Here is a 24,379-nt window from a genome sequence, read left to right on the forward strand (position 1 = left end):
CCTGCGACCGAGATGCCACGCTTGCTCCGATCCGCGATCTCCCGCCTCCAGGCCGCCCTGCTGCTGGCCGCCGCGGGGCTGGCGCTGTCAGGCTGCGCGCTGACGCGCGGCAACGACCCCACCGTCACCTACGACCTCGGCCCGCCGGCCGCCACCACCCCCGGCAACGGGAACCCTGCGCCGGCGCGGCTGCCCAAACTGCGCGTGGCGCAGACCGATGGGCCCAACTGGCTGGATGGCAACGCCCTCTTCTACCGGCTGCAGTATGCGCAGGCGCAGCGCCTGCAGGCCTACGCCACGCAGCGCTGGGTGATGTCGCCCACGCGCCTGTTCGACGAGCGGCTGCGCGAGGCCGTGGCCGCGCGCGGCACGCTGAGCTGGTTCGGCGACAGCAGCGTGCCGGCGCTGAAGGTGGACCTGATCGAGTTCGACCAGGTGTTCGACAGCGCCACCACCAGCGAAGGCGTGGTGCGGCTGCGCGCCACGGTGTTCCAGCATGGCATGCTCGGCCAGCAGACCTTCGAGGCACGCCGGCCCGCTGCCAGCGCCGATGGCGCCGGCGGCGTGAAGGCCCTGGCCGAGGCCAGCGACGCGGTGATCGCGGCGCTGCTCGACTGGATCGGCACGCTGCAGCTAAAGTAGACACGCAAGGAGAAATGCCATGGAGCCGGCTCCCCCGCCGCCCTCCGCGCCGCCCCCGGCGGCTCAGCCAACGCCGGAAGCCACCGGCCCGCAGCACTCGCCGCTGGCCCGAGTGGGGCTGATTTGCTTCACGCTGCTGGTCGTGTACGCCAGCCTGTACCCGTTCTCGGGCTGGGTCGACAACGGCGTTTCGCCGTTTGCCTTCCTGAGCGCGCCCAAGCCGCGCTACATCACCGACTTCGACCTGCTGACCAATGTGCTGGGGTACTTCCCGTTCGGTGCGCTGGTGGTGCTGTCGCTGCATCCGCGCATGTCGGGCGGGCGCGCCACGCTGGTGGCGCTTGTGGCCGGGACGCTGCTGGCGGCCTGCATGGAGGCCTTCCAGACCTGGCTGCCAAGCCGCATCTCTTCCAATATCGACCTGATCACCAATGCGCTGGGCGCGCTGCTGGGCGGCGCGGTGGTGGCGCCGTTCACCCGGGCCCTGATCGACGACGGGCGCCTGACGCGCCTGCGCCATGCGTGGTTCGAGCCGCACGCCAGCTTTGCCATCATCCTGCTGCTGCTGTGGCCGTTTGCGCAGGTGTTTCCGCAAGAGCACCTGTTCGGCATGGGCGGCATCGTGCGCGAATGGCTGACCGACCCGGAGTCCTGGCCGATGCAGGCGCTGCAGATGGTGTTCCCGCAGCTTGAGGCCTGGCAGGACCATATCGGCCTGCGGCCCGAGGACATGCAGAGCCAGCAGTTGCTGGAATCGCTGGTGACCGCCAGCAGCTGGGTCGGCACCGGCCTGTTCGCCTCGATCGCGATGCGCCGCAGCGCGCCGATGCTGCGCATCCTGGCCGGCCTGCTGGCGGCGGCGCTGCTGCTCAAGGCCACCGCGGCCGAACTGCAGTTTCCGTCCGAGAGCGCTTTTGTCTGGCTGTCCGAGGGCGGGCGCTTTGCCTTGCTGACCAGTTCGCTGGTGCTGGCGCTGCTGCTGTACCTGCCGCGCTGGCTGCGCGCGGTGCTGGCGATGGTGGCACTGATCGTGCTGGTGGTGCTGACCAATGTGCTGCCATCCAACCCCTATGCGTGGATCTCGGAGCAAGGCTGGCGCATGGGCCGCTTCATCCACTTCAACAGCCTGGCGCAATGGCTGGGCTGGCTGTGGCCGTTCCTGGCATTCTGCTATGTGATCTGGCGCTTCGAACAGGTCAGCCTGCGCCGCCATGCCAGGAAAAAAGCCGCGGCGCGCCGTGAGGCGGCCGCGGCCGGTACGCAGGAATAGCGCTGACGGGGCCTAGTGCAACTGCCCGCCTTGCTCGCGCACATCGGCGCGGGTCGACAACGCCGTCGCCACCGCCGCGCGCAATCCCTTCACCAGCGTTTCCTGCGCCAGGCTGGGCTGGCCCGGATGGCGCGCCGCCTGCTCGGGCAGGTAGGGGATATGGATAAAGCCGCCGCGCACGTCGCCATCCGGCTGCTGCGACAGCCGGTGCATCAACCCGTAGAAGACATGGTTGCAGACGAAGGTGCCGGCGGTCTGCGACACCGAGGCCGGCACGCCCGCCGCGCGCATGTCGCGCACCATCGCCTTGATCGGCAGCGTGGCAAAGTAGGCGGCCGGGCCGCCCGCGACGATGGCGGTATCGATCGGCTGGGCGCCGGCGTTGTCGGCAATGCGCGCATCGTCGACATTGATCGCCACGCGCTCCACCGACATCTCGGCGCGCCCGCCGGCCTGGCCCACGGCAATCACCAGCGCGGGCCGCAGCACGTCGACCAGCTCGCCGATGGTATCGATCGCCGCGCCGAACACGCACGGCAGCTGCCGCGCCACGATCACCGCGTCGCCCACGCGCTCGCCGTCGAGCGCGCGCACTGCCTCCCATGAGGGATTGATCGGTTCATTCTCGAACGGCTCGAAGCCGGTCAGCAGCACGGTACGCATGGCGAGGCTCCGCAGTTACATCAGGAAGTACAGCAGCGCGATATTGGCCACCAGGATCGCCAGCGCGGTCGGCACCTGCGCGCGGATCACGGCGTTCTTGTCGTCGAGTTCCAGCAGCGCCGCCGGCACGATATTGAAGTTGGCCGCCATCGGCGTCATCAGCGTGCCGCAATAGCCCGAGAACATGCCGATCGCCGCCATCACCGCCGGATTGCCGCCGAACATGCCGACCAGGATCGGCACGCCCACGCCGCCGGTCATCACCGGGAAGGCCGCGAAGCCGTTGCCCATGATCACGGTGAACAGCGCCATGCCCACGCAATAGACCGCCACCGCCACCAGCTTGTAGTCCATGTTGATATAGGCGGTGGACAGGTGCGCCACCGCCTTGCCCACGCCCGCGTCGGCGAACACCAGGCCCAGCATCGCCAGCATCTGCGGCAGCACCAGCGCCCAGCCCAGCGACTCGGTCAGCCGGCGCGACTCGCGCAGGCCCTGCGCCACGGTGTCGCGCGTGAGCCAGCACACCACCGCCAGCGAGATCAGGCAGCCGATCCCCAGCGAGACAAAGGTCACGTTCTTGGGATCGAGCAGCGGCACGCCGGCGATCTTGACGTCCTTGAACAGCATGGTGCCGATCACGGTCACCAGCGGGATCAGCAGCGCCGGGATGAACAGCCTGTTGCCCAGGCGGCGCGCGCTGGCGCGGCGTTCTTCCTCGGGCAGGCTGTGGTGCTTGCCGTGGCCGACGCCGCCGAAGCCCGCAATCAGCGCCATCACCACCGCGCCGATGCCGACCGCGGCCGGCGGCAGCCGGTCGCCAATCAGGAATACGATCGCGTACAGCAGCCAGAACAGGCCGGTGCTGAGGCGGCGCGGATGCTCGCGGTCGGCGAAGGTCATCAGCGCGGTGATCGCCAGCACCAGGCCCGCGAGCCAGTAGAGATATTCGATGGAAATGATCATGGCGGGCTCCTTACTCTGCGCTCTTGGCAGGTACGGCGGCCGCGGCGGCCTTGCCGCCCAGTTCGCGCTCGAGCCAGCGGTCCAGGCGCTTCAGGCGGACGGCGTGGATCAGGAAGGCGCAGATCGCGGTGGGGATGCCCCACACGGCAATATGCAGCGGCTCAACGTCGATGTTCGACGACAGCAGGAAGGTGTGCATCAGCGCGATCGCGCCGAAGGCCACGAAGATGTCCTCGCCAAAGAACAGGCCGACATTGTCGGTGGCGGCGCAGAACGCCAGCACGCGCTGGCGCACCGGCTCGGGCAGGTGGCCGAAGCGGTTCTCGGCCGCGCCCTCGGCCATCGGCGCCAGCAGCGGGCGCACCATCTGCGGGTGCCCGCCCAGGCTGGTCAGGCCGATCGCGGCGGTCAGCTCGCGCACGCCCAGGTAGACGATCAGCAGGCGGCCAACCGTGGCCGAGGCAATGCGCGCGATCCATGCCTGCGCATGTTCGCGCAGCCCGTGCCGCTCCAGCAGGCCGATCACGGCCAGCGGCAGCAGGATGATCAGCGGCAGGTTGCGCGCCTTGACGAAGGCGGTGCCGATCGCCGAGAAGATCTGCATCAGCGGCATCGGCGCGGCCAGCCCCGTGGCCAGCGCGGCGAGCACCACCACCAGCATGGGATTGAAGCGCAGCACGAAGCCGACAATGATGACGCCGACCCCGACAAGGGGCCAGAGATTGACTGCCTGTTCCATAAGAGACACCAAACGAGTGTGACGGAAGCGAGCGGACGGCAGCCGTGTCAGCGCACGACAGCGCCGGCCGCAGTGGATGCTGGCGGTTGAGACGGAGTGCTCAGTCGCCGGCGCGGACCGCGATGCCTTCCGCGCCCAGCCGTTCCCGGATGCGCCGCGCAAAGGCCAGCGCGTGGGCGCCGTCGCCGTGCAGACACACGGTTTCGGCTTGAATCGGTACCCAGGTGCCGTCGATGGCGCGCACGCGTTTCTCGCGCACCATGGTCAGGGTCTGGTTCAGGGCGACTTCCTCGTCCTCGTGCAGCGCGCCCGGCGAGCCGCGCTTGACCAGCGTGCCGTCGGGGTTGTAGCCGCGGTCGGCAAAGACCTCCTGCTTGACGCGCAGGCCGGCCTCCCTGGCGATATCGATCATCTGGCTGCCGGCCAGGCCGAAGAACACCAGGTCGGCATCGAAGTCGCGCACCGCGCGCACGATGGCGCGGGCCAGCGCCGGATCGCGCACGGCCTGGTTGTACAGCGCGCCATGCGGCTTGACGTGATGCAGCTCGCCGCCCTGCGCGCGCACGATCGCGTCGAGCGCTCCGATCTGGTACAGCACGTCGGCGTAGACGTGTTCCGGGTCGCGCTGCATCTCGGTGCGGCCGAAGTTCTCGCGGTCCGGGTAGCTCGGGTGCGCCCCGATCGCCACGCCGCGCTCCAGCGCCCACTTCACCGTCTGCACCATGGTGGCCGCGTCGCCCGCGTGCCAGCCGCATGCGATATTGGCCGAACTGATCAGCGCCAGCAGCGCCTCGTCGTTGGCACAGCCTTCGCCAAGGTCAGCGTTCAAATCGATCTGCATTGCCATTCTCCTGTGCGGCGCACTGCGTCGCCCGATTGATGTTGCGCGTGCGCGCCTATGCCGCCACGCGCGTGCTTGCGCGCCGCCGCGCGGCGATGGGCATGCCATCGCCCTGCCACCGCAGCGCCTGGTCGATCTGGCGCAGGTAGCGCTCCAGCTCGGCCTGCGCCGCCTCTGCCTGCGCCAGCGTCACCTGCACGAAACGCACCGGCGCACCCAGCGGCACCTGCGCCAGCCGCCACAGGTCCGCACCGATCACCACGCCGATCTTGGGGTAGCCGCCAGTGGTCTGCGCATCGGCCATCAGCGCGATCGGCTGGCCGCCCGGCGGCACCTGCATCACGCCCGGCACCACGCCATGCGACAGCAAGTCGGCGCTGCGCTCGGCGCGCCGCGCCAGCGCGGGCCCGTTCAGGCGCAGCCCCATGCGGTTGCTGTTGGGCGTGACGGTCCAGTCGGCCTGCCACAGCGCGGCCCGCGAGGCCGCGTCGAAGTCTTCATATTCAGGCCCCGGCAGCATCCGGACCGGCGTGGCCTTGCCCGCGATGCTGGCAGGCAGCGCCCACGCCGGCGCCTGCACGCCGATCCAGTCGGTCTCGGCCGCCAGCCCCGGGCGCCCCGCCGTCAGGCGGTCGCCTTCCTGCAGCGCGCGCCCGCCCAGACCGCCAAAGCCTGACTTCAGGTCGGTGCTGCGCGAGCCCATCACCGGCTCGACCTCGATGCCGCCCGCCACGCACAGGTACACGCGCGTGCCGCCGCGCGTCGACGGCAGCGTCAGCGTCTCGCCCTTGTGCACGTCAAAGGCATGCCACGACCACACCGGCACGCCGTCCAGGTTGGCGCCGCATTCGGCACCAGCCAGCGCCACGCGCATATCGGCATGGAAGCGCAGCGCGGCTCGGCCCAGCGTGAATTCAATGGCGGCACAGCCCGGCGCATTGCCGAGCAGGCGGTTGCCCACCTCCACCGCCAGCATGTCCATGGCCCCGCAACGGCCGACGCCAAAACGGCGAAAGCCGGTACGGCCCAGGTCCTGCACCGAGGCAAGCGCGCCGGGACGAATGATTTCGATCACGCGATGATTTCCTCGGCAACAAAGCGCACGGTATCGCCGGGCGCAAACAGGGACGGCGGATCCCGGTCCGCCACGAAGAGCTCGGCATCGGTGCGCCCGATCAGCTGCCAGCCGCCCGGCAGCACCGCCGGATAGATCCCGGTCTGCTCGCCGCCAATGCCGACCGACCCGGCCGGCACCGCCACCCGCGGCTCACGCCGGCGCGGCGTGGCCAGCTCCGGCGCCAGACCGCCCATATAGGCAAATCCCGGCTGGAAGCCCAGGAAGTAGACGACGTACTCGCCGGCAGCATGGCGGCGCACCACTTCCCGCGGTGTCAGCCCGGTATGGGCCGCCACATCGCCCAGGTCCGGGCCATGCTCGCCGCCGTAGCGCACCGGGATCTCCACCAGCTTGCCGGTGGCATTGCGTGCCTCGCCGGAGGCCCAGGCGAGCTTCAGGTTGCGCTCCAGCGCGTCCACATCGGCGCTGCCGTCGAAGATCACGGTCAGGTTGTTCATGCCCGGCACCACGTCCACCACCCCGCGCCAGTCCTCGGCCCGGGCAGCCATCGCCCAGATCCGGCGCTGGACTTCCAGCGATGCGGGGGGAGCCACGCTGTACAGCAGCGCCTGCTCGGCGAGTCGGTGGACGGTGCAGTTCATGAGATTCCCGGTAGCGCACTTGCTACCAGTTTAGGCAGGCAAGCCGGAATGTGACGTGTTTGTATTTCATCGATAATTTATCGATGAATTCATAATATCGAAATGAGACGAGGAGAAACAGTCAGGATTGACCCTAGGGGTGCAAGGGCCACTGCGACCGGCTGCACCATGGCCGGGCACCAAAGAAAAACGGCCGGGAAATCCCGGCCGTCTCTGCTCGATCAGTGTGCAGCGCTGTCGTTCAGGCAAACCCAGCCTGATGCGCCTGCTGGTCGGCATGGTACGAACTGCGCACCATCGCGCCCACCGCAGCGTGGGTGAAGCCCATCTTGTAAGCCTCTTCCTCGAACATCTTGAAGGTGTCGGGATGCACGTAGCGCAGCACCGGCAAGTGGTGGTTCGACGGCGCCAGGTACTGGCCGATGGTCAGCATGTCGATATCGTGGGCGCGCATGTCGCGCATGACTTCGAGGATTTCCTCGTCGGTCTCGCCCAGGCCCACCATCAGGCCGGACTTGGTCGGCACGTTGGGGTTGCGGCGCTTGAATTCCTGCAGCAGCTTGAGCGAGTGCTCATAGTCCGCGCCCGGGCGCGCCTGCTTGTACAGCCGCGGCACGGTTTCCATGTTGTGATTCATCACGTCCGGCGGGCAAGCCTGCAGGATGTCCAGCGCCTTGTCCAGGCGGCCACGGAAGTCGGGCACCAGCACTTCGATGCGCGTGGCGGGCGACAACTCGCGCGTCTGCGAGATGCAGTCGACATAGTGCTGGGCGCCGCCGTCGCGCAGGTCGTCGCGGTCGACGCTGGTGATCACGACGTAGTTCAGCTTGAGCTGGGCGATGGTGCGGGCCAGGTTGCCCGGCTCGTTCACATCCAGCGGATCGGGGCGGCCGTGGCCGACGTCGCAGAACGGGCAGCGGCGCGTGCACTTGTCGCCCATGATCATGAAGGTCGCGGTGCCCTTGCCGAAGCATTCACCGATGTTGGGGCAGCTCGCTTCTTCGCACACCGTCACCAGGTTGTTGGCACGCAAGATGTCCTTGATCTCGTAGAAGCGTGAGCTGCCGGTGGCGGCCTTGACGCGGATCCAGTCCGGCTTCTTGAGCTTTTCGGCCGGCACGATCTTGATGGGGATGCGTGCGGTCTTGTCGGCCGACTTCTGCTTGCGGGTCGGGTCATACTGCTCCGCGGGGGACTGCGGGGCTTCGCTGGAAGTGGCGATCAGGGCGTCGCTCATACATTTCTCCGCACGCGCTCAGCGTGCATTTCGCTTTTGACTAGGAGGCCAGGGCCGTCTCACCCGGCTGCTTCGCTTCAGCCGGGGCGGCAGTTCCTTCGGCAGCCAGCGCGCGGGCTTCGTGCGCTGCCAGCACCTCGCACAATGCTGCCGCCAGGCGCAGTGCGATTTCCGGTTGTTGTGCCGCGGTCACGGGCAAGGGGGCGCCGTTGGCATCCGCCGCCGCGAAGGTGGCGCCTGCGCTGGCCATGTCGACTGTTTCCAGCCCGGCATAGCCGCAGGGATTGATGCGCAGGAACGGCGACAGGTCCATCTGCACGTTGAGGCTGACGCCGTGGTAGCTGCAGCCGTTGCGGATCTTGAGGCCGAGCGCGGCAATCTTGGCGCCCTGGTGCGGCCCGTCGGACAAATAGATGCCGGGGGCGCCGGGCTTGCGTTCGGCTGCGAGATTATACGCCGCGAGCGTGTCCAGCACCGCCTGCTCGATGCCGTGCACCAGTTCGCGCACCATCAGGCGGCGGCGGCGCAGATCGAGCAGCAAATAGGCCACGACCTGGCCGGGACCGTGATATGTGATCTGCCCGCCACGATCGATCTGCACGACGGGAATCCGGTCGTCCGGGGCGAGCAGGTGCGCGGGGTCGCCCGCCTGGCCCAGGGTGTAGACCGGCGGATGCTCGACCAGCCAGACCTGGTCGGGCGTCTCGGGCGTGCGTGCGGCGGTGAAGGCGCGCATCGCGTCGAAACACGGCTGATAGTCCTCGCGGCCGCGTTCGATGACTTGAATCGGATGCATGGCGAGAGTGTAACGAAAAGGGCCGGCTTGCGCCGGCCCTGCCTCGGTCACTTGTGCTGCCCGCTCAGGGCGTGGTCCGGCGGGAATCGTCCGATGCGTCACGCGACCAGACCAGGCGCAGATGCCCGCGGCTGCGGTGTGATGCGGACGATGCCCCGCCGGCCTTCGCCTCAGGATGCGGTGACCTGGTCCTGGTTAGGCGTCCACTCCGTGCCTCGAACCAGACGGCGCAGGCTGCGATATACCAGGTGCGGCACATCAGCCAGCGCCAGCGCCGGGCGGCGGGCTTCCGCGATCAGGGCGAGGCGCACCGGGTGCAGCGCACGCGGGTCAACGCTCAGCACCACCTCGTCACCCGAGCGCAGCAGCAGGCTGCCGCCACAACGCAGCCAGTAGTCCTCTGAATCTTTCTCGCGGGTCAGCCATACGTCAGCGCCGCGGGCCTCTTCGACATGCAGGCGCTGGGCAGCATGCACCGACAGCGTGGTGACTTCGCCAGGATTCAGGGTGAACACGGTCGTTGTGAGCACGGTTTTCATGGTGGTTCTCCGTTCAGCCGGCCTCGGCGGGGATACGCCAAACCCAGTACGAATTCGCGGCGGGGTACCGGAACTGGCCCGGCAAGGGGACCAGGCCAGTTAAATCCTCTGAATATCGCCGTGAAGTAAATGACTACTGCGGGGGCCGGTGATGGAATATTAGTGATTGCCCGGCCACTATCAAAACGATATATTTTCTTTGTTCTTGTTAGACAAACTCACATACACACGACCGCCTGGAGACCACCATGGCATGGAAGAGCGCCTGGGAAAAGGACCTGCCGCGCGGCTGGCACCGCGAGCTGCCGCGCCTGCCGGCGCTGACCGCGCTGCGCGCCTTCGAGGCCGCGGCGCGGCACGAGAGCTTTTCGCGCGCGGCCACGGAGCTGTTTGTCACGCACGGCGCGGTCAGCCACCAGATCCGCGCGCTGGAAGACGAACTGGGCATGCCGCTGTTCGAGCGCCACGGCAAGCGTGTCGCGCTGACGCCGTCGGGGCGCCTCTATGCCGAGCGCGTGCGTGACGCGCTGCTGCAGATCGCCGATGCCACGCGCGCGCTGCAGGCCGGCAACCGCGACAAGCGCCTGACCATCAGCACCATGCCGTCGTTTGCCGCGCGCTGGCTGACGCCGCGCATCGGCAGCTTTATCGAGCGCCACCCGGAGCTGGATGTCGAGCTGCTGTCGTCGAACACGCTGGTCAACTTTGCGCATGAGGAAGTCGATATCGCGCTGCGCATGGGCAGCGGCGACTATCCCGGCCTGTATGTGGAGCGGCTGCTGGACGACGTCTTCTTCCCGGTCTGCAGCCCCGGCTTCAATGGCGGCCGCCTGCCCGAGCGGCCGCAGGACATGGCGGGGCTGCCGCTGCTGCGCGGCGAGGGCGATCCGTGGAAGCCGTGGTTCGAGGCCGCCGGGCTGGACTGGCCCGAGCCGCGCAAGGGCCTGCTGCTGGAAGATTCCTCGCTGCTGCTGCAGGCCGCGTCCGAAGGCCAGGGCATTGCGCTGATCCGCTCCTCGCTGGCCTACAACGACCTGCTGGCCGGGCGCGTGGTGCGGCTGTTCGATGTCAGCATCCCCTGTCCATGGCTGCTGTACTTCGTATGCGCCCCGGGCTCATTGAACCTGCCCAAGGTGCAGGCGTTCCGCGGCTGGCTGCTGCCCGAGATCGAGCGCTTCCGCGAGGTGCTGGCGCAGTGGGAGTGAACTAGTCTTCCGACGCTTCGCCGGAGTCAGCAGGATCGGCGGCTGCGTCCGCCGCCGGCCTGGCGCGCGCCCGGCCGGCCCGCGGATGGGCCTTGTCGTAGACCTTCGCCAGATGCTGGAAATCGAGCGCGGTATAGACCTGCGTGGTCGAAATGCTGGCATGGCCCAGCATCTCCTGCACCGCGCGCAGGTCCCCCGACGACTGCAGCACGTGGGTGGCAAATGAGTGCCTCAGCATATGGGGATGCACATCGGCCGGCACGCCGGCGCGCAGCGCCTGTTGCTTGAGCCGCAACTGCACCGTGCGCATCGACAGGCGCCGCCCGCGCGGGCCGAGGAACAAGGCGTGGGCATCTTCCGGCAAGGCGCCTGGGCGCAGCAGCGTGTCGCGCACCGCCAGCCAGGCACGCAGCGCCTCGATGGCCTTGCTGCCGACCGGCACCGAGCGCTGGCGCGAACCCTTGCCGGTCACGGTGACTTCCGCTCCGGCCAGGTCGAGCCAGCCGCTGGAGCGGTAGCCGTCGGCATCGGCATAGCGCAGGTCCAGCTGCACCAGCTCGGACAGCCGCAGCCCGCTTGAATAGAACAGCTCATGGACCGCTTGGTCGCGCAGTGCCTGGGCATCCGTGCCGGCAGGATGCGCGACCAGTGCCACCGCATGTTCGACCGACAAGGCCTTGGGCAGTGCGTGGCCAGAGCGCGGCGCGCGCACGCCGTCGACCGGGTTCACCGTGACGCCATGGCCGTGGCGCGCCGCCCACTGGAAGAAACCGCGCCAGGCCGACAAGGTGCGCGCGATGCTGGTGCCGACCAGCCCGGCGCCATGCAGCCGCGCGGCAAAGTTGCGGATATGGTGGGTCTGCAGTGCCAGCAGGGCCACGCCGGGTGCATAACGCGCCGCGTGCCCCTGCAGCACGCGCAGGTCGCGGCTGTAGCTGGTCAGCGTGTGCTCGGCCAGCTTGCGGCTGCCGCGCAGCCAGTCCAGGTAGCGTGTGACCAGCGGCTCGGGTGCCGGCGGCGGGCCGTCGCTGGCAGGAGCGATATCCGCAACCACGCTGCGGGGCGGCCGGCGTGCAGTCATGGCGTCAGGCGTGGGCCGCCGCGCCTCAGTCGCGCAGCCGGTGCAGCGCGGCGCCGGCGACTTCGCCGATCTGCGACAGGTAGGCGGTGCCCATGCCTTCGTGGAAACGGCGCGGATCGGGCGAGCCCAGCACCAGCAGGCCAAAGGCTGCGCCGCGCACGTCGGCACCGGCCTCGGCATCGCCGGCACGCACCGGCACGCGCAGCGTCACCATCGCCAGCGAGGTGATATCGTCGCGCTCCAGCAGCCCCGCGGCCTCGAAGCCGCCGTTGCTGCCGCAGTACGGCGCACGCAGGCCTTCGGCAAAGATGCGCAGGTCTTCGCTGGCGCCCTGCGCCACTTCCATATGGACGTATTGCTCGGCGACATCCCACAGCCTGAGCGCCACCGCCGGCACATCGAACACCTGCTGCAGGCCGTCCTGCACTGCATAGGGCAGCGCGTGCGAATCGGCTTCGGCCAGCAGGCGCAGCTGCCAGGCATGCATGCGTTGCTGGGTGCGGTCGTTGTCATGGCCGTGGCGGACCAGGTCCGCCAGGCGCAGCTCCAGGCCCTTGTTCTTCTCGCGCAGGATTTCCATCTGGCGTTCCTGCAGCGACACGGCGCGGTGGCTGTGCGGGCTGGTCAGCTGCACCGCGGCCAGCAGCTCGGCGTGTTCTTCGAAGAATTCGGGGTGGCTCTGCAGGTAGGCGGCAACGTCTTGGGCGTTCATGGGGCGTGGACCGGTAGAGGTAAAGTGGGTGGCAGTTTAGCAAAGGGGACCGGCGGCACAGCCGCGGCCCCCTTTTTACGCAGGCTGCGCTACGTCTGGATCAGCCGCTTCTGCCGCGAAATGCTCATCAGAATGCCGATGCCCGCGCCCAGCGTCACCAGTGCGGTGCCGCCATAGCTCATCAGCGGCAGCGGCACGCCCACCACCGGCAGGATGCCGCTGACCATGCCCATGTTGACGAAGGCATAGGTGAAGAAGATCAGCGTGATCGATCCCGCCAGCAGCCGCGAGAACAGCGTCGGCGCATTGGCCGCGATAAACAGGCCGCGAAAGATCAGCAGCAGGTACAGCACCAGCAGCACCGCATTGCCGATCAGGCCGAACTCTTCCGAGTACACCGCGAAGATAAAGTCGGTGTGCTTTTCCGGGATGAATTCCAGGTGCGTCTGCGTGCCCTTGAGCCAGCCCTTGCCCTCGACCCCGCCGGAGCCGATGGCGATGATCGACTGGATCGTGTGGAAGCCCTTGCCGAGCGGATCGCTGGTCGGGTCCAGCAGCGTGCAGACGCGGTGCTGCTGGTAGTCGTGCAGCACCGGCCAGTTCACGCCCGGCGCGCACATATCGTTCTGGAACGTGATCAGCAGCGTGATCGCCACCACCAGCAGCCCCAGCAGCGGCAGGATCAGCCGCCACGACAGGCCGGCGAAGTAGATCACGTACACGCCCGCGGCCATCACCAGCAGTGCCGTGCCCAGGTCAGGCTGCTTGGCGATCAGGCCGACCGGGATCAGCAGCAGCCCCAGCGCCACCACGAAGTCGAACCACTTGATCACGCCCTCGCGCTTCTGGAAATACCAGGCCAGCATCAGCGGCATCGAGATCTTCATGATCTCGGACGGCTGGATCACCATGCCGACATAGAGCCAGCGGCGCGCGCCCTTGCGGATCAGGCCGAACATGGCCACCGCGATCAGCAGCGCCACTCCGACCGTGTAGATCGGCACCGCCACCCGCATCAGCGTCTGCGTAGGCAGGTAGGCGATCACGATCATCACCACATAAGACAGCAGGATATTGCGCAGCTGATCCTCAACCCGGCCCGGCATGTCGATGGCGGCCGAGTACAGCGCCACGATGCCAGTGGCGAACAGCAGGAAGACGATCAGCGAGAGTGGTTTGTCAAAACCGGTCAGCGCGGTCTTGATCAGGGACAGGACGCGGCGTCGATCCATGCGCGTCTCCTTCAGCGAGTGGCGTCGGCACCGCTGGCTGCCTTGGCAGCCACGGGCTTGACGCGTGGTTTGGGCGCGGGCGCCTTGGCCGGCACGACCGGCGCGGAAGCCGGCGGCGGCACCTTCGGCTTGCTGTGGCCCAGCGCCTGCAGCATGCGTTCATCCAGCGTCTGCACGGCCGAGGCCGGTGCGATCGCGGCCGGGTCCAGCGCCGCCGCGATCGCGTCAGACGCCCCGGCATGCGCGCCCGACGCCGCGGCGACCTCGCTGGCGGCCGCGCCGCTGGCCGGCGCGCTGCCGCTCGACATCACCGTGGCGCTGGCAATGCTGGCGGTCTGGCCGGTGGTGAACACGCTCGGCGTTGCCACCGGCGGGCGGCCCGCCATGCGCTCGGCTTCCGGCGGCGCGATGGCTTCCAGCTCCGCCGGCCATTTGCCGGTCAGGTAGTAGTCCATCACCTTGCGCGCGATCGGCGCGGCCACCGCGGCGCCGAAGCCGGCGTTCTCGACGATCAGCGCAATCGCGATCCTGGGGTTGTCCGCGGGCGCGAAGGCCGTGTACAGCGAGTGGTCGCGCTTGCGCTCGTCCAGCGCGTGGTGGTTGTACTTCTCGCCCTTGGCCAGGCTGTAGGTCTGCGCCGTGCCGGTCTTGCCCGCCGATTCGTAGGCGGCGCCGGCGAACACGCGCGCGGCCGTGCCGGAATGCGTCACCGCCACCATGGCGCGCTTGATCACGTTGATGTCGGCCTGCTTGAGCGGGATCGTGTAGCTTTCCTTGGGCACGGTCAGCGTGCGCTTGCGCGTGACCGCATCCTCCACGGCCTTGACCAGGTGGGGCTTCATCACCTTGCCGTCGTTGACGATGACCGAGGTGGCCTGCGCAAGCTGCAGGATGGTGAAGCTGTTGTAGCCCTGGCCGATGCCCAGCGAGATGGTCTCGCCGTCGTACCACTTCTGCTGCTCGGGCTTGCGGTACGCCTTGCGCTTCCAGTCGGTCGACGGCAGGATGCCGCGGCTTTCGCCCTCGATGTCGATGCCCGTGATCTGGCCGAAGCCCAGCGGCTTCATGAAGTCATGGATGCCGTTGACGCCCATGTCGCGCGCCAGCGCGTAGTAGTAGGTGTCGCACGAATGCACGATCGAGCTGTGCATGTCGACCCAGCCATGGCCGCCCGGCTTGTCGTCGCGGAAGGTATGGTTGCCCAGCGTGAAGAAGCCGGGGTCGGACATGCCCCAGGCCGCGGTGCGCTTGCCGGTGGTCAGCGCGGCCAGCGCCATGAACGGCTTGTAGGTCGAGCCCGGCGGGTAGGTGCCGCGCAGCGGGCGGTTCAGCAGTGGCTTGTCGGGCGAGTTGTTGAGCTCGTTCCAGGTATTGGTGTCGATGCCCTCGACGAACAGGTTGGGGTCGTAGGTCGGCTTGGAGACAAAGGCCAGGATGTCGCCGGTGGACGGCTCGATCGCCACCAGTGCGCCGCGGCGGTTGCCGTAGAGTGCCTCGGCCAGCTGCTGCAGGCGGATGTCCAGCGACAGGATCAGGTTGTTGCCAGGCGTGGCGGGTGAGGTCGAAAGCGTGCGGATGGGGCGCCCGCCCGCGCTCACTTCCACTTCCTCGAAGCCGGTCAGGCCGTGCAGCTCGCTCTCGTAGCTCTGCTCCAGGCCGATCTTGCCGATGTAGTTGGTGCCCTTGTAGTTGTCGGCGTCCTTGCGCGGATCGTATTTGGCGCCGTCGGCATCGTTGGCCTCGTCCATGGCCTCGATGCGTTCCTGGTCGCGCTGCGAGATGCGGCCCAGGTAGCCGATCACGTGCGAAGCCGACTCGCCCAGCGGGTACTGCCGGAACAGCCGCGCGCGCACATCCACGCCCGGGAAGCGGAAGCGCTGCGCGGAGAAGCGCGCCACTTCCTCGTCGCTCAGCTGGCTGCGGATCGGCAGGCTTTCAAAGCTGCGCGACTCTTCCATCAGCCGCTTGAAGCGGCGCCGGTCGCGCGGCTGGATATCCACCAGCGCCGACAGGCCTTCGATGGTGTTGTCCAGCGTATCGCCCAGCTTGGACGGCGTGATCTCCAGCGTGTACGCGGAATAATTGCGCGCCAGCACGATCCCGTTGCGGTCCATGATGATGCCGCGGTTGGGCTCGATCGGCGCCACCGAGATGCGATTGTCCTCGGCCTTGGCCGAGTACTGGTCATGCTTGTACCACTGCAGCCACAGGAAGCGCGTGAACAGCAGGCCAAAGCAGATCACCGTGAACAGGGCCGCGGCCGCCACGCGGATGCGGAAGCGGCCGATTTCCAGTTCGACGTTGCGGATTTCGGTCATGGTACTGCGTTGGCCAGGGATGAGCGTTTAGGTGCGGTCAGGTGCGTGCGGCGTCAGATCGGACGCGTCTCGTCGACATCGCTCGAACGGCGCTGCGGCGCCAGCAGCAGGCTGGTGGCCAGCGGCCACAGCAGCGCCTCGATCGCCGGTGCCAGCAGCAGTTGCCAGCCCGGCAGCGGCGCGCCCATGGCCAGCCGGATCAGCACCGGCACCGCGTGCACGACGAACAGCAGCGGCAGCACGTGCAGCGCCTGGGTATAGACGGTGAACCACAGCACGCGGCGGTGGATGGTGATGGCGAAGTAGGCCAGCAGAGTGTAGGCCAGTGCGTGCTCGCCCAGCAGCCGGGCATCGTGCACGTCCATCAGCAGGCCCAGCAGGAAGGCCACGCCCATGCCCACCTTGCGCGGCTGGTGGATGTTCCAGAACACCAGCACCAGCGCCACCATGTCGGGGACCCACAGCGTGGTGCCCCAGGGCATCAGGTTGAACAGGAACGCCAGCACGAAGCTGAAGGCGATAAAGGCGGGATTGACCGGCCGCAGCAGGTATTGGGGATTGGTCACCGTGGTGCCTCCTTGGCGGGTGCGGCCTTGGCAGCCGCTGCGCTATCGGCGGCAGCGCGTGCCGCAGCGGACTTGGCGCCCTTGACCGGCGCCTCCGGCTTGGCCTCGACCGTTTCCCGCGCGGGAATGGCCGCGTCGTAGCGCACCACCAGCAGCAGGCGGTGCGCGCGCACGCCGGCCACCGGCTCGCAGTACACGCGCGAAAACGCGGTATCGGCCTTGCGCTCGATATGGACGATCTTTGCCACCGGCAGGCCCGGCGGGTAGGTGCCGTCCAGGCCCGAGGTCACCAGCAGGTCGCCCTGCTGCAGGTCGGCGGCGGCGGCCATGAAGCGCAGGTCCAGCTGGCCCGCGCGCGCGCCGCCGAAGGCCACGCTGCGCAGCCCGTTGCGCACCACCTGCACGGGGATGGCCTGGTCCTTGTCGGTGAGCAGCGTCACCTCGGACTGGAACGGCGACACGCGCGTGACCTGCCCCACCACGCCGCGCTCGTCGATCACCGGGTAGCCGGCGCGCAGGCCGTGCTGGCTGCCCTTGTCGATCACGATACGCTGGGTGTAGGGATCGCGCGCGTCATACAGGATCTCGGCGGCCGTCACCGGCGTGGCCGACTGCTGCGCCAGCCCGAGCAGCTTGCGCAGCTGGTTGTTCTCGGACTCCAGCTGCGCCTGGCGCACCGAGGCCTGGGCCTGCTGCACGGCGTTCTGGCGCAGTTCGCGGTTTTCGGTGGCGAGCATCGCCGACGACTGCGCATAGTCGAACATCGTGCGCAGTGCGTCGCGCGGCGTCAGCACCAGGCGTTCGACCGGCATCAGCACGGTGGCGGCAACCTGCCGGCCCACGCTGAGCGCGTCGAAACGGGCATCGACCACCAGCAGCGCCAGCGCGATACCCACGTACAGGACCAGCCTGGCGACAGCCGAGGTGCCTTGCTTGAAGAGCGGCGGAGGGGAGTAATCCATTTACCCGAACAAAGGCCAAAGCCCACGCGGAAACGCCCCGCCGCCCGCCGTGCCGCGCCCGGGTCCCTTGCGGGGACGGGAGCGGCACGGCCGGGCGGCGGGAACTGCCAGGGCCCGGCCCCGGCGGATGAGGCGCCGCGACGCCGCCCTGATCGCTGGATCCGGCAGGCCGCGCATCGCCACGTGAGCGTCCTTCTTACTCGTAGGAGAAGATGCTGCCGAGCTTGTCCATGCGTTCCAGCGCCATGCCGGAACCGCGCACCACGCAGGTCAGCGGGTCTTCGGCCACCAGCACCGGCAGGCCGGTTTCTTCCGCCAGCAGGCGGTCCAGGTCGCGCAGCAGCGCGCCGCCGCCGGTCAGCATCATGCCGCGCTCGGCGATGTCGGCGCCCAGTTCGGGCGGGGTCTGTTCCAGCGCGATCTTCACCGCCGAAACGATCTGGTTCAGCGGATCGGTAAGGGCTTCGAGGATTTCATTGGACGACACGGTGAAGGCGCGCGGGATGCCTTCGGACAGATTGCGGCCCTTGACTTCCATCTCGCGGACTTCGGAGCCCGGGAAGGCCGAGCCGATTTCCTTCTTGATCGCTTCGGCGGTCTGTTCGCCGATCAGCATGCCGTAGTTGCGGCGGATGTAGTTGACGATGGCCTCGTCGAACTTGTCGCCGCCCACGCGCACCGAACCCTTGTAGACCATGCCACCCAGCGAGATGATGCCCACCTCAGTGGTGCCGCCGCCGATATCCACCACCATCGAGCCCGACGGCTCGGACACCGGCAGGCCGGCGCCGATCGCAGCCGACATCGGCTCCTCGATCAGGTAGACCTGGCTGGCACCGGCGCCCAGCGCCGATTCGCGGATGGCGCGGCGCTCGACCTGGGTCGAGCCGCACGGCACGCAGATGATGATGCGCGGGCTCGGGCGCAGCAGCTTGCTGTCGTGCACCATCTTGATGAATTGCTTGAGCATCTGCTCGGTGACGGTGAAGTCGGCGATCACGCCGTCCTTCATCGGGCGGATCGCCTCGATATTGCCCGGCACCTTGCCCAGCATCTGCTTGGCTTCCTTGCCCACCGCCGTGATGGTCTTCTTGGCGTTGGGGCCGCCTTCCTGGCGGATCGCGACGACCGAGGGCTCGTCCAGCACGATGCCCTTGTCGCGCATGTAGATCAGCGTGTTGGCGGTGCCGAGGTCGATCGCCAGGTCGTTGGAGAAGTAGCTGCGGAGAAATCCGAACATCAGGAATCCTGTCTGTGGTGGTGTTCGCGGGTAGGCGAAGCGGCCGGCACCGCGAACGGCCCGGCCACGAAATACGTTGTGTTGAATACGGAATGGTTCCCGGCTTCCCGGTCCGCCCGCCGTCCGGCACGGGGCTGCCCGGGCCGGGATGGAATGGGAACGGCAATCGCCGGCGCACCGCGCGCGCCGGCCCTACGGGAACCTTTGATTAGACCCCGCGGAAAAGTTCGCGGAAATGTGCAGGCACCGGCGCACCATATCGAATCACTGCGACATGCGCTGGCCGGCTGCAGAGGCCTAATCAGAGGACCCAGGTCCGCCCTTCGGGCGCCTGCGGATGCCAGGCGCAAGCGCGCCGGCCTGCGGCCATGTGGCGTAAGCGTTGCCAAGGGTCGGTAACTCGCAATGATACCTTATAATTCCTGCTGCTTCGGGCGTTTACAGCCTGAAAATACCTGTAATTCCGACGACTCCGGGGCGCCACTCCGGCGCCCCCGGTCAGGCCACGGGCCGTGCGACGCAGCCGCCCCATGAGCCAGCCGCCGGCGCAGCCCGCGCCCCCGCATCCGAGCATCCGAACCACCACGCCATGGCCCTCGCTCTATCCGACGTCAAGCGCATCGCCCACCTGGCCCGCATCGAAATCAGCGATGACGAGGCCGCCCAGACGCTTGCGCAGCTGAACAACTTTTTCTCGCTGGTCGAGCAGATGCAGGCGGTCGACACCAGCGGCATCGAGCCGCTGGCCCACCCGCTGTCAGCCGTGCGCGACATGGTCCAGCGCCTGCGCGAGGACGTGGTCACCGAATCCGACCGCCGCGCCGACTACCAGCGCCCCGCGCCGGCCACCGAAGACGGCCTGTACCTGGTGCCCAAGGTCATCGAATGACCGCCGCCCGGCCCGGACCCGACGCACCCGTGCATGCCTGTCCGGCGCCGGCCATCCGCCAGTACGCCACCCCCTGATGCCAACCGACTGTCATGCCCTTTTCCGCTGATTCCGTGACCTCCCTGCGCCAGCTAGCCGATGCGCTGGCCGCGCGCTCCGTCTCCGCCGAGGAACTCGCACGCGAGTACCTGGCCCGCATCGAGCAGGCCGCCGCGCTCAACGCGTTTATCCACGTCGATGCCGAGCGGACCCTGGCGCAGGCGCGCGCCGCCGATGAACGCCGCGCCCGCGGCGAGGCCGCGCCGCTGACCGGCGTGCCGATCGCGCACAAGGACGTGTTCGTCACGCGCGGCTGGCGTGCCACCGCCGGCTCGAAGATGCTGGCCAACTATGAAAGCCCGTTCGACGCCACCGTGGTCGAACGCATGGCCGCGGCCGGCATGGTCACGCTGGGCAAGACCAATATGGACGAGTTCGCGATGGGCTCGTCCAACGAGAACTCGCATTTCGGCCCGGTGCGCAACCCCTGGGACACCAGCCGCGTGCCCGGCGGCTCGTCGGGCGGCTCGGCCGCGGCCGTGGCCGCCGGCCTGGCCCCCGCCGCCACCGGCACCGACACCGGCGGCTCGATCCGCCAGCCGTCGTCGTTCTCGGGCATCACCGGCATCAAGCCGACCTACGGCCGCGTGTCGCGCTACGGCATGATCGCCTTCGCCTCGTCGCTGGACCAGGCCGGCCCGATGGCCCATAGCGCCGAAGACTGCGCGCTGCTGCTCAACGCCATGGCCGGCTTCGACCCCAGGGACTCCACCAGCATCACGCCCGCGCAGGGCGGCGTGGACGAGGACTACACCCGCCTGCTGGGCCAGCCGCGCGCCGGCGCCACTACCGAGCGCCCGCTCGCCGGCCTGCGCATCGGCCTGCCGAAGGAATACTTCGGCAAGGGCCTGTCGGCCGACGTCGAGCAGGCCGTGCGCGCCGCGCTGGCCGAGTATGAAAAGCTGGGCGCCACGCTGGTCGAGGTGACGCTGCCAAAGACCGAGCTGTCGATCCCGGTGTACTACGTGATCGCGCCGGCCGAGGCCTCGTCCAACCTGTCGCGCTTTGACGGCGTGCGCTACGGCCACCGCGCGGCCGAATACCGCGACCTGCTCGACATGTACAAGAAGAGCCGCGCCGAAGGCTTCGGCGCCGAGGTCAAGCGCCGCATCATGGTCGGCACCTATGTGCTGTCGCATGGCTACTACGACGCCTACTACCTGCAGGCGCAGAAGATCCGCCGCATCATCGCCGACGACTTCCAGCGTGCCTTCGCCCAGTGCGACGTGATCATGGGGCCGGTGGCGCCGACGGTGGCGTGGAAACTGGGCGAGAAGACCTCGGACCCGGTGCAGATGTACCTGGCCGATATCTTCACGCTGTCGACCAGCCTGGCCGGCCTGCCCGGCATGAGCGTGCCGTGCGGCTTTGGCGAGGCCGGCATGCCGGTGGGCCTGCAGCTGATCGGCAACTACTTCGACGAGGCGCGCCTGCTGCAGACCGCGCACGCGTTCCAGCAGGCGACCGACTGGCACCTGCGCCGTCCGGGCAAGGCATGAACATGACCGCGCGCTCCTCGCTGACCCTGCGCCTGATGGCCGCGGCCGCGCTCGCCGCGGCGGTGGCCGGCTGCATCCCGCTGCCGGGCGGGCTGGGCCGGCCCGCTCCAATCGCCAGCCGCGACATCGACCTGGCCGGCGACTGCCGCCGCACCGAGGAAGACGGCTTCCGCGAAGACGCCCAGCTGCGCGTGTCGGACAACAGCGTGCAGCAGCTGTCGTGGAAGCTGTGGGTAGGCAAGCGCGGCTCGTGCAGCTTCAACCTGGCGGACTTCCGCCAGGTCCAGAAGAAGCCGCATATCGAGCTGCGCGCCAATGACGGCAGCGGCTGCAAGCTGATGGTCTGGCAGGACCCGCGCCGCGTTACGCTGGCGCACGCCAACTGCCAGCAGCGCTGCACCCCCGGCGTCTACGAAGAAGCCTGGCCCGTGATGTTCGAGCCGGGCAGCGGCGCCTGCGCCCGCACGCGCTGAAGCCACCGAAGCCGGCCATGACCCACGCACCCGCCACCCCGCAACGCTCACCGCGCACCGCCCGTCCGGCGGTGGCGGTGCTGCGCGCCGCGGTGGCACTGGGGCTGGGCGCATGGCTGGCCGGCGCATCCGCGCATACACCGGAACTGCCCGCGCCCGCGCTGGCGCAGCCGGCGCCGCTGACGCCCGCCGGCGTGCTGGCGCCGAATGCGGTGAGCCGGGCCGCGCCAGGATCCGCGGCCACGGCACCCGTGCCGGCGCAGCGTGTCCAGCTGCGCGGCGATGCGGCCACGCCCGCGCTCACCGCCTACTGGTTCCTGCCGCGCGAGGGCGCCACCCCGCGCGCGCTGCCGGTGGTGGTGGCGTTGCACGGCTGCGGCGGCCTGCTGTCCGCGCGCCCCGCGCGCGCGAGCGCGGCGGGTGCCGCCGGAACCGCCCAGGCGGACGTTTCCGGACTGCTGCAGCAACGCTACCGCGAATACGCGCACTGGCTGAACGAGCGCGGCTATGCCGTGCTGATGCCCGACAGCTTCAGCGCGCGCGGCAGGCCCCACGGCATCTGCTCCGAACCCATCGACGCGCGCGGCATCGACGACCGCACGCGCCGCGCCGATGCGCTGGCCGCGCTGCGCTGGGTGGCGCAGCAGCCGGCGGTCGACACCGCGCGTATCGTGCTGCTGGGCTGGTCCAACGGCGCGCAGGCGGTGCTGGCCACCGTCGATGCCAGCCGCCCGTGGCCGGCCGGCACGCCCCAGGTGGAGCGTGCGGTGGCGTTCTACCCGGGCTGCAGGCGCGCCGTGCAGCAGCACAACTTCCGCCTGCGCGCGCCTATGCTGCTGATGATCGGCGGCGCCGACGACTGGACGCCCGCCACCCGCTGCGCCATGCTGCAAAGCGCGGTGCTGGCGCGCCAGCCGGGCGCGCGCTTCCGGCTGGAGATCTACCCCGGCGCCTATCACGGCTTTGACGGCACCAGCGAGCTGCATATGCGCCGCGACGTACCGGCGGGCATGCGCAAGACCCAGGGCGTCACCGTCGGCGGCGATGCGGTGGCCCGCGTGGCCGCGCTGGCCCAGCTCGACTCATGGCTTGCCAGCCCCGACCCCTGAGGGCCGGGGCAAGACCAGACTGAACCCCGGGGCGGCTGCGCCGCTCCACCGCAACAGACAGAACCGAAAGAACCGAACAGGAATACCGCCATGCAATGGGAAGTGGTGATCGGCCTCGAAACGCACGCTCAGCTTTCGACGGCCTCCAAGATTTTTTCCGGCACCTCCACCGCCTTCGGGGCCGAGGCCAACACGCAGGCCTCGCCGGTGGACCTGGCGCTGCCGGGCGTGCTGCCGGTGCTCAACAAGGGCGCGGTCGAGCGCGCCATCCAGTTCGGCCTGGCGATCGGCGCCACCATTTCGCCGCGCAGCGTCTTTGCGCGCAAGAACTACTTCTACCCCGACCTGCCCAAGGGCTACCAGATCAGCCAGTATGAGATCCCGGTGGTACAGGGCGGCACCATCACCATCCAGGTCGAAGGCAGGAAGGGCGAGTTCTACGAAAAGACCGTCAACCTGACCCGCGCCCACCTGGAAGAAGACGCGGGCAAGTCCCTGCACGAAGACTTCGCCGGCATGACCGGCATCGACCTGAACCGCGCCGGCACCCCGCTGCTGGAAATCGTCACCGAGCCCGACATGCGCAGCGCCGCCGAAGCCGTGGCCTATGCCAAGGCGCTGCACTCGCTGGTGGTGTGGCTGGGCATCTGCGATGGCAACATGCAGGAAGGCAGCTTCCGCTGCGACGCCAACGTGTCGGTGCGCCCGCTCGGCCAGAAGGAATTCGGCACCCGCCGCGAAATCAAGAACCTGAATTCGTTCCGCTTCCTGCAGCAGGCCATCGAGTACGAAGTGCAGTGGCAGATCGCCGAGATCGAGGACGGCCGCAAGATCCAGCAGGCCACCGTGCTGTTCGACCCGGAAACGGGCGAAACGCGCGCCATGCGCACCAAGGAAGACGCGCACGATTACCGCTACTTCCCAGACCCCGACCTGATGCCGCTGGAAATCGACGCGAGCTGGGTCGAGCGCGTGCGCGGCGAGCTGCCGGAACTGCCGGTGGCGATGCAGGCGCGCTTTGTCTCGCAGTACGGCCTGTCGGCCTATGACGCCACCACGCTGACCGCGACCAAGGCCTTCGCCGCCTACTACGAGGCCGTGGTGGCCGACGCCGGCGCCGCCAACGCCAAGCCCGCGGCCAACTGGCTGATGGGCGACGTGGCCTCGCAGCTGAACCGCGAAGGCATCGCCATCGACGCCGCACCGGTCACGCCGGCGCAACTGGCCAGGCTGCTCGCGCGCATCGCCGACGGCACGGTATCGAACAACACCGCCAAGAAGGACGTGTTCCCGGCGATGTGGGCCGGCGAGCACGGCGGCGATGCCGACGCCATCATCGCGGCCAAGGGCCTGAAGCAGATGTCCGACACCGGCGAGCTGGAGAAGATCATCGACGACGTGCTGGCTGCCAACGCCAGGTCGGTCGAGGAATTCCGCGCGGGCAAGGAGAAGGCGTTCAATGCGCTGGTCGGGCAGGCGATGAAGGCGACCAAGGGCAAGGCCAATCCGGCGCAGGTGAATGAGCTGCTGAAGAAGAAGCTGGGGTAAGGGCTGGCTGACAGGGCCAGCGAACCGCTGCGGC

24 protein-coding genes are annotated in these 24,379 nt (G+C 68.6%); 8 read left to right on the top strand and 16 right to left on the bottom strand.

Going from position 1 to position 24,379, the window contains the following annotated elements; translation table 11 throughout:
- Window positions 1-12: 12 nt before the first annotated feature.
- Together I6H87_RS06400 and I6H87_RS06405 are read left to right on the top strand one after the other, a co-directional pair.
- Window positions 13-642 (top strand): ABC-type transport auxiliary lipoprotein family protein, encoded by a 630-nt coding sequence (locus tag I6H87_RS06400; RefSeq protein WP_231881374.1) that lies wholly within the window; start codon window positions 13-15, stop codon window positions 640-642.
- Window positions 643-661: 19 nt separating this feature from the next.
- The gene (locus I6H87_RS06405) at window positions 662-1,912 is read left to right on the top strand and encodes a VanZ family protein (RefSeq protein WP_011614363.1); all 1,251 of its coding nucleotides are present in this window, start codon (window positions 662-664) and stop codon (window positions 1,910-1,912) included.
- 12 nt (window positions 1,913-1,924) lie between these two features.
- Here I6H87_RS06405 and pcp read toward each other — a convergent pair whose 3' ends face one another.
- The 9 genes from pcp to I6H87_RS06450 form a co-directional block, all read right to left on the bottom strand.
- Window positions 1,925-2,575 carry a pyroglutamyl-peptidase I gene (pcp, locus tag I6H87_RS06410; RefSeq protein ID WP_010811495.1) on the bottom strand — a complete coding sequence of 217 codons (651 nt, stop codon included), beginning with the start codon at window positions 2,573-2,575 and terminating at the stop codon, window positions 1,925-1,927.
- 15 nt (window positions 2,576-2,590) lie between these two features.
- On the bottom strand, window positions 2,591-3,541 hold the full coding sequence (locus I6H87_RS06415) for a DUF979 domain-containing protein (RefSeq protein ID WP_010811494.1): 951 nt from the start codon (window positions 3,539-3,541) through the stop codon (window positions 2,591-2,593).
- 10 nt (window positions 3,542-3,551) lie between these two features.
- Entirely contained in the window at window positions 3,552-4,280 is a 729-nt protein-coding gene (locus I6H87_RS06420) for a DUF969 domain-containing protein (protein ID WP_010811493.1), read from the bottom strand.
- A gap of 100 nt (window positions 4,281-4,380) precedes the next feature.
- Window positions 4,381-5,121: a 5-oxoprolinase subunit PxpA gene (gene pxpA / locus I6H87_RS06425; RefSeq protein ID WP_011614362.1), complete on the bottom strand. Its 741-nt coding sequence runs from the start codon at window positions 5,119-5,121 to the stop codon at window positions 4,381-4,383.
- A 55-nt stretch (window positions 5,122-5,176) separates the two neighbouring features.
- Window positions 5,177-6,196 carry a 5-oxoprolinase subunit C family protein gene (locus tag I6H87_RS06430; RefSeq protein WP_011614361.1) on the bottom strand — a complete coding sequence of 340 codons (1,020 nt, stop codon included), beginning with the start codon at window positions 6,194-6,196 and terminating at the stop codon, window positions 5,177-5,179.
- A complete protein-coding gene (gene pxpB, locus I6H87_RS06435) occupies window positions 6,193-6,840 on the bottom strand; it encodes a 5-oxoprolinase subunit PxpB (RefSeq protein WP_010811490.1) in 648 nt (215 codons plus the stop codon). Before pxpB ends, I6H87_RS06430 begins: the two co-directional genes overlap by 4 nt.
- 241 nt (window positions 6,841-7,081) lie before the next feature.
- Complete coding sequence (gene lipA / locus I6H87_RS06440) at window positions 7,082-8,077, bottom strand: lipoyl synthase (RefSeq protein ID WP_010811489.1); 996 nt, start codon at window positions 8,075-8,077, stop codon at window positions 7,082-7,084.
- 40 nt (window positions 8,078-8,117) lie between these two features.
- Window positions 8,118-8,873: a lipoyl(octanoyl) transferase LipB gene (lipB, locus tag I6H87_RS06445; protein ID WP_041687105.1), complete on the bottom strand. Its 756-nt coding sequence runs from the start codon at window positions 8,871-8,873 to the stop codon at window positions 8,118-8,120.
- Between the two features lie 170 nt (window positions 8,874-9,043).
- Window positions 9,044-9,412, bottom strand: coding sequence for a DUF2917 domain-containing protein (locus I6H87_RS06450; RefSeq protein ID WP_010811487.1), 369 nt, complete (start codon window positions 9,410-9,412; stop codon window positions 9,044-9,046).
- A gap of 248 nt (window positions 9,413-9,660) precedes the next feature.
- On the opposite strand from I6H87_RS06450, the gene I6H87_RS06455 reads away from it, so the two are divergent.
- Complete coding sequence (locus I6H87_RS06455) at window positions 9,661-10,617, top strand: transcriptional regulator GcvA (RefSeq protein ID WP_010811486.1); 957 nt, start codon at window positions 9,661-9,663, stop codon at window positions 10,615-10,617.
- 1 nt (window position 10,618) lies between these two features.
- Here the strand turns inward: I6H87_RS06455 and I6H87_RS06460 are convergent, their stop codons facing one another.
- The 7 genes from I6H87_RS06460 to I6H87_RS06490 all read right to left on the bottom strand — a co-directional run bounded on the left by I6H87_RS06460 (window position 10,619) and on the right by I6H87_RS06490 (window position 18,728).
- Window positions 10,619-11,698: a tyrosine recombinase XerC gene (locus tag I6H87_RS06460; protein WP_010811485.1), complete on the bottom strand. Its 1,080-nt coding sequence runs from the start codon at window positions 11,696-11,698 to the stop codon at window positions 10,619-10,621.
- A gap of 25 nt (window positions 11,699-11,723) precedes the next feature.
- Window positions 11,724-12,410 (bottom strand): DUF484 family protein, encoded by a 687-nt coding sequence (locus I6H87_RS06465; protein ID WP_010811484.1) that lies wholly within the window; start codon window positions 12,408-12,410, stop codon window positions 11,724-11,726.
- An 89-nt stretch (window positions 12,411-12,499) separates the two neighbouring features.
- Complete coding sequence (gene rodA / locus I6H87_RS06470) at window positions 12,500-13,642, bottom strand: rod shape-determining protein RodA (protein ID WP_010811483.1); 1,143 nt, start codon at window positions 13,640-13,642, stop codon at window positions 12,500-12,502.
- Window positions 13,643-13,653: 11 nt separating this feature from the next.
- On the bottom strand, window positions 13,654-15,960 hold the full coding sequence (mrdA, locus tag I6H87_RS06475; RefSeq protein WP_011614359.1) for a penicillin-binding protein 2: 2,307 nt from the start codon (window positions 15,958-15,960) through the stop codon (window positions 13,654-13,656).
- A gap of 53 nt (window positions 15,961-16,013) precedes the next feature.
- Window positions 16,014-16,526, bottom strand: a complete 513-nt coding sequence (gene mreD / locus I6H87_RS06480) for a rod shape-determining protein MreD (RefSeq protein ID WP_010811481.1) — start codon at window positions 16,524-16,526, stop codon at window positions 16,014-16,016.
- Window positions 16,523-17,488, bottom strand: coding sequence for a rod shape-determining protein MreC (gene mreC / locus I6H87_RS06485; RefSeq protein WP_010811480.1), 966 nt, complete (start codon window positions 17,486-17,488; stop codon window positions 16,523-16,525). The genes mreD and mreC overlap by 4 nt, the downstream gene beginning before the upstream one ends.
- A gap of 196 nt (window positions 17,489-17,684) precedes the next feature.
- Window positions 17,685-18,728 carry a rod shape-determining protein gene (locus I6H87_RS06490; RefSeq protein WP_008648066.1) on the bottom strand — a complete coding sequence of 348 codons (1,044 nt, stop codon included), beginning with the start codon at window positions 18,726-18,728 and terminating at the stop codon, window positions 17,685-17,687.
- A 589-nt stretch (window positions 18,729-19,317) separates the two neighbouring features.
- On the opposite strand from I6H87_RS06490, the gene gatC reads away from it, so the two are divergent.
- The 5 genes from gatC (at window position 19,318) to gatB (ending at window position 24,345) form a co-directional block, all read left to right on the top strand.
- Complete coding sequence (gene gatC / locus I6H87_RS06495; RefSeq protein WP_011614358.1) at window positions 19,318-19,617, top strand: Asp-tRNA(Asn)/Glu-tRNA(Gln) amidotransferase subunit GatC; 300 nt, start codon at window positions 19,318-19,320, stop codon at window positions 19,615-19,617.
- 92 nt (window positions 19,618-19,709) lie between these two features.
- Window positions 19,710-21,215 (top strand): Asp-tRNA(Asn)/Glu-tRNA(Gln) amidotransferase subunit GatA, encoded by a 1,506-nt coding sequence (gene gatA / locus I6H87_RS06500; protein WP_010811478.1) that lies wholly within the window; start codon window positions 19,710-19,712, stop codon window positions 21,213-21,215.
- On the top strand, window positions 21,212-21,688 hold the full coding sequence (locus I6H87_RS06505) for a hypothetical protein (RefSeq protein ID WP_010811477.1): 477 nt from the start codon (window positions 21,212-21,214) through the stop codon (window positions 21,686-21,688). Before gatA ends, I6H87_RS06505 begins: the two co-directional genes overlap by 4 nt.
- 17 nt (window positions 21,689-21,705) lie before the next feature.
- On the top strand, window positions 21,706-22,797 hold the full coding sequence (locus tag I6H87_RS06510) for a dienelactone hydrolase family protein (protein ID WP_010811476.1): 1,092 nt from the start codon (window positions 21,706-21,708) through the stop codon (window positions 22,795-22,797).
- Between the two features lie 90 nt (window positions 22,798-22,887).
- On the top strand, window positions 22,888-24,345 hold the full coding sequence (gatB, locus tag I6H87_RS06515) for an Asp-tRNA(Asn)/Glu-tRNA(Gln) amidotransferase subunit GatB (protein ID WP_011614355.1): 1,458 nt from the start codon (window positions 22,888-22,890) through the stop codon (window positions 24,343-24,345).
- Window positions 24,346-24,379: the final 34 nt, after the last annotated feature.

The sequence above is a fragment of the Cupriavidus necator genome (assembly GCF_016127575.1).
GTDB classification, from domain to species: Bacteria; Pseudomonadota; Gammaproteobacteria; order Burkholderiales; family Burkholderiaceae; genus Cupriavidus; species Cupriavidus necator_D.